Source organism: Parabacteroides sp. AM17-47 (genome assembly GCF_003434625.1).
Lineage (GTDB): Bacteria > Bacteroidota > Bacteroidia > Bacteroidales > Tannerellaceae > Parabacteroides > Parabacteroides distasonis.
In genome coordinates this window covers 1-1,753 of sequence record NZ_QTLI01000058.1, presented here as the reverse complement: position 1 = coordinate 1,753, position 1,753 = coordinate 1, and the positions used below count along the sequence as shown (strand labels likewise).

General features: G+C 46.4%; 1 protein-coding gene and 1 pseudogene. Both read right to left on the bottom strand.

Going from position 1 to position 1,753, the window contains the following annotated elements:
• Positions 1-248: pseudogene (locus DW205_RS21945) on the bottom strand (transcriptional regulator); the annotation flags it as partial.
• Between the two features lie 524 nt (positions 249-772).
• Positions 773-1,708: a site-specific integrase gene (locus DW205_RS21935; protein ID WP_121963172.1), complete on the bottom strand. Its 936-nt coding sequence runs from the start codon at positions 1,706-1,708 to the stop codon at positions 773-775.
• Between the last annotated feature and the right edge of the window lie 45 nt (positions 1,709-1,753).

Below are 1,753 nucleotides of genomic sequence, written 5' to 3'. Positions count from 1 at the left end.
ACCATCTTTCCGTCCACCTTCCTCACCTCCACATAGGAGGGGGCGAAATACTCGAACAACGTCTCCCCACGACGCTCGCGCCGGGAAAGCTCGGCATCCAAGCTTTTAGCGGGGCTGATCCTGTCGCGTCGTGCCACACCCGTAGTAGGAAGCGTGAGCACGTACCAGCGTACAGTCTTCAGGTCATGACGCTTGCCAACCCGCGCCGTACCCCTCTCCGAGCACCCGTCTCTCAAAACATTCATCATTATGATTATCTTTTCCTAAGATTATATCAAGATCTCCACTCAAGCCTCACGACAATTCAAAGCCCTACCAAGAGCACCGTATTTACTCCTGATAAACAACACTTTATGTCTTTAAAAATGGCTTTTCTGAAAATCACCATCGCTTGAAATATTAAGCTACTTGGGAAGTAGCTTAAAAGGTTGGAAAATGGTTATTACCCAGTTGTAGAGACGGAGCGTGCTCCGTCTCCCACCGTCTGACAGTAATTTAGAATACCATTTTGAGGGGATGAGACGGGGCACGCCCCGTCTCTACAAGAATGTATGTTCGATTTTTAGGAGGGACGTGATGATGTAGGAAATACGAGATCATTTCGTCTCTATTGCCATGTCTATGCACTAGGAATAAGAACGAAGATTTAAGGAGAATCAAGGTCGGAGCACAAACTAATGAACAAACTAAGCCTAATGATTGCTTGTTATTTGTTATTTTTTATTACTTTTGCGCCGTGAAAGAATACGCTACTTCCCAAGTAGCAAGCCTCTTACCCCACTTTGGGTATCGGTTTACACACGCTCTCAAAACAATTCCGGTTCACTGTCGACAAACGTTCCAACGAGAAGCTCTTCAAATAGATCTGTGTTGTCTTAATAGACTTATGCCCCAACAACTCACTGATAACCTCGATCGATACATCTTGTTCCTTCAAGAACGAGGCGAATGAATGACGGATCGTATATGAGGTGACCGGAAGCGTAACGCCTGTCGATCTCGCCAACAACTTCATCTCACGGTTAAAGCGGGACAAGGTCCTGTTATATTCTTTGTAGGCCGCCTCACCGGTTCTCCTTCCACTCAAAAAAGGAAATAAATAAAAGGATTCCTTTGCCGTACAAGCGGACAACTCCTCCAGCAGCCGCAACGCCCCGGAGGGAATCTCCAACTGTATGAGAGATCCGCTCTTTTGTCGGTGATACTGCAATATCCCATCCCGGATATTCTCCCATTTCAAATGCGCAAGATCCACAAACGCTATCCCGCTGAACGCAAACATCAACCGAACGGTCAACTGTACACGCCGCAAGGACGGATCCTCCAATTCAGCGTTAAACATACGCTCCAGCATCTCTCGCGGCAACGCCTTCTTCCGCTTGCTCTCAACGCCCGTGAAAACATCCTTGAACAGGTTGGGTACAAAGGGAGCCTCGTTCGCCTCCACGGCTAAGTTATAAATGTGACGAATCCGACGCATATAGGTAGACACCGTATTCAACGAACGGCCCTTGTCCAACAACCATGACTGATAGCACAAAAGCCTGTTCCTATTAATATAGGCATAAGGAATCGCCTCCATACCGCAAAAGCACTTGAACGAATTCAAGGCATCTTGATAACTCTTCGCCGTGGAATACCGTTTTTTCTCACGCAGACAAGCCATGTAGATGGACAGGCCCATAACAAAATCTTCTTCTTTTTTCATATCTTCTCCTTAATAAAAAGGCCAAAAATACTACCTTTGTACACT